The sequence below is a fragment of the Microseira sp. BLCC-F43 genome, assembly GCF_041929235.1.
Classification (GTDB): Bacteria; Cyanobacteriota; Cyanobacteriia; order Cyanobacteriales; family Aerosakkonemataceae; genus Microseira.
In genome coordinates this window covers 48279-54514 of the sequence record NZ_JBHFNP010000209.1, presented here as the reverse complement: position 1 = coordinate 54514, position 6236 = coordinate 48279, and the positions used below count along the sequence as shown (strand labels likewise).

The window sequence follows — 6236 nt, the reverse complement described above, 5'->3', positions numbered from 1 at the left end:
TTAAAGCCATTTTATTTTGTTTTTTAAAATTATTTTCACCCCGGGGGGGCCACCGCCGCCCCCCCCAAATTATTTTCTCATTTTTGTGGGTTGGGTGGGGTGCCCCGCCCCAGACTTGCATAACTATTTTCACTTTATTTGCTTGTACCTACTTATTATGAGAAATCCGGACAATAAGCGAGGGATTGCATTAGTAAAGTTTCATCTGCTAAAAGTAGCGGATTTGCTGGTGAAAGTAGCACTATGATTTTTGGCTATCAATCGTTTCAAGATAATATATCATTAGCGCTCGTTTCGCGAGGTAATCCAGGACTTACGCCAGAAAAGGCCAGAAACCCGGTTTCAACCGTCGTTCGCTTTCGCGAGTGCCTGCGCGTGTGCCCGCCAGCTAGGGTATGCATATCTCTGGTCGGCAAACCCACGATTTTTCGGCTCGCCCTTAGTTTCTTTGCGTCAGTCCTATAATCAATACTTGACGGCTTTTTTGTAATAATTTGTTAACAGTATAACTGATAAAAATTAATTGGGATTTGGCAGAGGCGAAAAAAATAGAGGCAATAAAGTGACATCCTCTGTCGCTAATTCTTACGAATATAGCGACAGCTTCCCGACTTCACAATCAGGAATTCCTACTTCACCCGGAGTGTAACCACTTAACCGTCGATAGGCAGCCACCGTGAGTCCCACGGCAGTTAACGCTTTATGCAGAACGTTGATTGCAGCATTTTCATCTCTGTCCATTTCCAGATTGCACTTTGAGCATTCATGAAGTCGAACAGATAGTGTTTTGGGTACTTTAGTGCCGCATCTAGAGCAATTTACTGTGGTGTTGTGAGGACTGACCTTAACAAAATGTACGCCGCTTCTTAAAGCCACTGCTTCCAATATTTTCAATAACTTGCTCCAAGCCACATCGTAAATTGATTTAGCTAAACGTGTTTTAGCTAATCCCTTAATGTTCAAATCTTCAACAGCTATTAAGTCATAGCTTTTGACGAGCTGATGAGCAACACTATAATGAAAAATCTCCCGCTTCCTACCTATACGTTGGTGGATGCGAGAGATTTTTTCTTTTTGTTTTTGTGATTTTTTAGAACCTGGTTCTTTTCTGGCTAAGCGCTGTTGCTGACCTGGCAGGTGTTTCTGAGTTTTTCTGTATTGTTGTTGAACCTCTACAGTTTCACCCTCAGATGTCACCAGAAAAAATTTGAGTCCGAGGTCAACACCTACTGCACTCTTGATTTTATCAATAGGTTTCGGACTTGGAACCGAATCATCTTCCAGAGAAACAGCAATGTACCAGCCGTCAGCTTTCTTGACGATAGTTGCAGTTTTTAGTTCAAACCCATCAGGAAAGGGACGGTGCATGATAACTGGCATTGAACCTATTTTGGACAAGGTTAATATACCCGCCTCAATCTTGTTCACCCCAGCCAGTGGACAGTTAATCCTGGGGAAAGTGAAAGATCGCATTTCCCCTTTCTTTTTAAACTTGGGTCTTCCTGCTTTTTTCCCAGACTTATCTGGTTTTATCCACCTATCCCAAGCCCGATCCACTCGCTTGAGATTCTGCTGCTGAACTTCAGCATGAATCTCTTTATAGACAGGGAATAATTCTTTGGTTTGCTTTAGTTCTCCAGCCTGGAAATTATATCCAGGAAACTGGTCCGGTATGTCGCCAATCGGTTCTGAAACTAAGCTGCATCTATCAATCTGACACCGTGTTCTACGTAGCCAGTCAAATCTTTGACCGAGCGCGTAGTTGAAGTGCCGTCGCAGCAACTCTAACCAGTCGTCCATGATGGCGACTTGTTCAGTAGAGGGCTTGATTCTGTAGATGTGTGTTAGCTTCATGAGATATATTTTACAACCGTTAGCAGTCGGCTGATTAGAAAAGAATTTGCCAGCCATGTTGAGCAGTTTTACTACCAGCCAGTATTTTGGACAGGAGCTTACTTTGTTGCCAGTTGTGGCGGTGTAACGCGCTAGCGCAACTTAAGGCTGATGTCCAGAACCAAGCAGCTCCAGAAAAATAATGTTGCTGCGCTTTTTATACTGGCTTCAATTCCCCTGCCACTGAGCTTGGGTTATAGTGGCAGTACCCTTTCAGCTTTTCTAGATGGAAACAACGGAAGATAACCCTATTGATTCGAGTGACATTCGGGCTTTTGATATTGTCGCCCTCGCAGCATCGGCGGATGGACTTAAAGCTTTAATAGAAATCTTGTCGGCGCTACCGTCTAACTTTCCCGTACCTATTGTAATCGTGAAACATATATCACCCAAGTATCCCAGCTTTTTGACGGAAATTCTCAATCGCCACACGTCGCTAACAGTAAAACCCGCTGAGGATGGAGAAAAATTATACCAATCTGTGGTTTATATTGCGCCGCCAGACTATCACTTGCTAGTTAAACCAAAGGGTATGATTTCCCTATCCCAGTCGCCAAAAGTCCATTTTGTCCGCCCCTCAGCGGATGTACTGTTTGAGTCAGTGGCTCAAAGTTACAAAGAGCGCGCGATCGCTGTAGTATTAACAGGCGGTGATAGCGACGGCTCAAAGGGGGTAGAAGCGATTAAAAAAATGGGAGGGATAGCGATCGCCCAAGATAAAGCAACATCGACAGTGTTTGGAATGCCCGCTGCTGCGATCGCGACGGGGTGTGTGGATTTCGTATTACCGTTGCCGGAAATAGCAGGAGCAATCGCCAATTTAGTAATCACAGGAAGGTTGTCTTGACAAATGCTCCGATAGATCCAAGTTTTGAAGCTTTAATAGAGTACCTCAAACAAATTCGCGGCTTTGATTTTACAGGCTATAAACGCCCCAGTCTTAAGCGTTTAACTACCAAACGGATGCAACGAGTCGGCGTTAACTCGTTTAGCGATTATCTAGACTATGTACAGGTATATCCCAATGAAGTCAATCAGCTATTCGATACCCTATTACTCAACGTCACGACTTTTTTTCGAGATGCACCAGCATGGGAAGTAATCCAAAATGATATTATCCCCCGCATTATCGCCGTCAAGCAAAACAAAGATGCGATTCGCGCCTGGAGTGCTGGGTGCGCCTCTGGGGAAGAAGCTTACACGATTGCAATGATATTGGCGGAAGTCTTAGGGATAGAACAGTTTCGAGAGCGGGTAAAAATTTATGCGACGGATTTAGATGATGAAGCACTTGCTCAAGGTCGTCTAGCCACTTATTCAGCCAAAGCATTACAAAACGTACCCGAACAACTGCAAAACAAATACTTTGAAAGCGCCGGAACTAACTACATGTTCCGCCCAGACTTGCGGCGATGCGTGATTTTTGGTCGCCACGACTTGACCCACGATGCGCCAATTTCCCGCCTAGATTTGCTCGTGTGTCGCAATACATTAATGTATTTTAATTCGGAAACGCAAGCGCGAATTTTGGCACGGTTTCACTTTGCCCTCAACGATACGGGTTATCTGTTTGTAGGTAAAGCAGAGATGTTACTGACTCATGCTAACTTATTCAATCCAGCGAACTTGAAGCATCGCATCTTTACCAAAATACCGAGAATCAGCTTGCGCGATCGCTTGTTAATTATGGCAGAATCTGGTAACACCGAAGCCAGCAACAATATAGTAGCAAATATGCGTTTACGGGACGAAGCGATTGAATCTCTACCAGTTGCCCAAATTGTTGTAGATATTCAAGGCAACTTAGCGCTAGCAAATCGCGAAGCGAGGATTCTGTTTAATCTAAATAGCCAAGATATAGGTCGTCCCATACAGGAGCTAGAAATTTCTTACCGTCCGACTGAATTGCGATCGCGCATCGAACAAGCTTACGTCGAACGCCGCGCGATCGCGGTTCTCAACGTGGAATACCCCCAGGGAGAGGAAAATATTTTACACCTAGAAATTCAGGTACTTCCCCTGCTGGATACCAATGCCGATGCCCAAGGTGTCAGCATTATTTTCAACGACGTGACGCGCTATCATTTATTACAGCGAGAACTTCAGCGCAGCTCCCAAGAACTGGAAACAGCTTATGAAGAACTCCAATCTACCAATGAAGAACTAGAAACCACCAACGAAGAACTCCAATCTACCAACGAAGAATTAGAAACCACCAACGAAGAACTCCAATCTACCAACGAAGAACTGGAGACAATGAACGAAGAACTCCAGTCTTCTAACGAAGAACTGCAAACAACAAACGAAGAACTGCGCCAGCGGACTGAAGAACTAAACCGCGTTACTGTATTCATGGAGGCAATTCTTATCAGCTTGCGGATTGGGATGGTGGTTTTAGATAATAGGCTCAGCATCCAACTTTGGAACGGTAGGGCAGAGGAATTATGGGGATTGCGTAGCGAAGAAGCAATTGGACACTTCTTTTTTGATTTAGATATTGGTTTACCCCTGCAAGAGTTGCGGGAATTCATCCGCGCCTGCCAAACTCGGAATCACGACGAACACGAAATTGTATTAAATGCCGTTAACCGTCGCGGTAAAGCAATTCGTTGTCGCCTTATTTGCACCCCATTGATTGTGATAAATCAGCAGCAAGGCGTCATCCTTTTGATGGATGAGCGGCAGGATGAAATTAGGGAAAATGGGTAATGGCTAATGGGGACAAAACCAATTAGCAATTAGCAATTAGCAATTAGCAATTACCAATTAGCCATTAGCAATTAGCAATTACCAATTAGCCATTATGTCTCAAGAACAACAACAGCACGCCAAGGAAGCACAGGAACACGCGCAGGAATCCCACAAGCACGGCAAAATGGTTGAAGAAATGGGACAGTTCCTTCAACAGCACGCAGAATCAATCGAGGATCAAAAACGCGGTAAGCTAATCGAAGCACGAGGGAAGTCAATCCAGGCACATGCAAAAGCATCCCTAGCGCACGGGAAAGCAGCAGAGGAGTATGGCAAGTCATCCCACCTGTCAATCGAGTCAACACAAGAACACATCAAAGCAACAGAAGAACACGTGAAAGCAGCAGCAGAACACGTGCAAGCAACCAAGGAGCAACTGGAAAAATCTAAGGAAATTTTAGCCAAATCAAAACAGAATCTCGCTCGACTAAATATACACCCGGACTAATAAATGCAGCTAATGGCTAATCGCTAATGGCTAATGGTTTATTTAAACCCGCCCCCTCTCTCAATTAGCAATTAGCAATTAGCAATTAGCAACGCCCAAGTTTATAACTCTCCAATCCATATCAGCCGCCGCTAATTTTGGCTTTATAACCTAACTCAGTTAAAATTTGAATTAACTTTTGCTTGTGTTCGCCTTGAATTTCAATCGTATTTTCTTTAACCGTACCACCAGCACCGCATTGGGTTTTAAGTTGTTTCAGCAACGCTTCTAAAGTTTCTGGTTTATGCTGAAAACCGCTGATTATCGTCACGGTTTTGCCCTTGCGACCTTTACTCGATGCTTGTACTCTCAGATTTTGCTGCTGTGGAGGCAAATCGGGAACGCCTCTTTCTAAAGCATGCGAGTTGTCGGCATTGCCGAATTCCGAGTAAATGACGCGGTTTTCCCCTGGGGTTTTGGCGTCGGAGGACTTGCGCTTAGAAGAAGCCATAACAACTAGAAGCCATAACAACGATGAATGGGTAGATATGATATGTTATCACGATAGAGCGATCTCGTCCCTCCCGCTCTTCCTTTTGGGGTAGCGAAAACCGATCTATCTACCGATAGTACTATTTATTTTAAACCAATAATCCAACTAAAGATAGTAGAATTTTAAATTTTAATAAATCTAAACTAATGTTCAGTTAGAATTAAACAGGACAAGATCGTGGATAACCAAAAGATTGAAAATAAGCCCGAAGTTGGTGTAAGTAACTCAGAACCTCAGTACGACCCCCATATTATTCCGGCTGAAACCGCAGCCCGCATGGAGCGGGAACACGAAACATTTCGCACCATCCCTTCAAAAGAAAGAGATGAAGACGCACCAACCGACGATCAAACCGATGACGAAAGCATCGATACAACCGGCGGTTATACAGTAGACAAAGAAGGTTTGATCGATAACTTTGCCATCGAACCGGAAATGTATTACGAAGTACCCGGAGACGCCAGGGAAAAAGAAGAAGCGGAAAAAACAGAGCGCGTCAGCGAACTGAGAAACTTGCGCGACGATGAAGAAGGCAAGCTGACAATGACAGAAGACAAGCGCCCCAAAGGTCAGGGAATCATTTAATAATTTTAGATTTTAGATTGTAGATTG

The 6236-nt window shown here is 44.1% G+C and carries 6 protein-coding genes and 1 pseudogene; 5 read left to right on the top strand and 2 right to left on the bottom strand.

Features of this window, described 5'->3' with window-relative positions; genetic code table 11:
- Nucleotides 1-585: 585 nt before the first annotated feature.
- A complete protein-coding gene (locus ACE1CM_RS28730) occupies nt 586-1911 on the bottom strand; it encodes an RNA-guided endonuclease InsQ/TnpB family protein (RefSeq protein ID WP_374882273.1) in 1326 nt (441 codons plus the stop codon).
- On the opposite strand from ACE1CM_RS28730, the pseudogene ACE1CM_RS28725 reads away from it, so the two are divergent.
- From ACE1CM_RS28725 to ACE1CM_RS28710, 4 genes and pseudogenes are all read left to right on the top strand, one after another.
- Nucleotides 1870-2036: pseudogene (locus tag ACE1CM_RS28725) on the top strand (transposase); the annotation flags it as partial. The gene ACE1CM_RS28730 and the pseudogene ACE1CM_RS28725 overlap by 42 nt on opposite strands.
- 83 nt (nt 2037-2119) lie before the next feature.
- Nucleotides 2120-2740: a chemotaxis protein CheB gene (locus ACE1CM_RS28720; RefSeq protein ID WP_374882272.1), complete on the top strand. Its 621-nt coding sequence runs from the start codon at nt 2120-2122 to the stop codon at nt 2738-2740.
- On the top strand, nt 2737-4602 hold the full coding sequence (locus tag ACE1CM_RS28715) for a CheR family methyltransferase (protein WP_374882271.1): 1866 nt from the start codon (nt 2737-2739) through the stop codon (nt 4600-4602). The genes ACE1CM_RS28720 and ACE1CM_RS28715 overlap by 4 nt, the downstream gene beginning before the upstream one ends.
- Before the next feature lie 94 nt (nt 4603-4696).
- Nucleotides 4697-5092 carry a hypothetical protein gene (locus ACE1CM_RS28710; protein ID WP_374882270.1) on the top strand — a complete coding sequence of 132 codons (396 nt, stop codon included), beginning with the start codon at nt 4697-4699 and terminating at the stop codon, nt 5090-5092.
- A gap of 121 nt (nt 5093-5213) precedes the next feature.
- Here the strand turns inward: ACE1CM_RS28710 and ACE1CM_RS28705 are convergent, their stop codons facing one another.
- Nucleotides 5214-5582, bottom strand: coding sequence for a translation initiation factor (locus ACE1CM_RS28705; protein WP_374882269.1), 369 nt, complete (start codon nt 5580-5582; stop codon nt 5214-5216).
- Nucleotides 5583-5801: 219 nt separating this feature from the next.
- Between ACE1CM_RS28705 and ACE1CM_RS28700 the strand changes: the two genes are divergently transcribed.
- Nucleotides 5802-6209 carry a hypothetical protein gene (locus ACE1CM_RS28700; protein WP_374882268.1) on the top strand — a complete coding sequence of 136 codons (408 nt, stop codon included), beginning with the start codon at nt 5802-5804 and terminating at the stop codon, nt 6207-6209.
- The last annotated feature ends 27 nt before the right edge of the window (nt 6210-6236 follow it).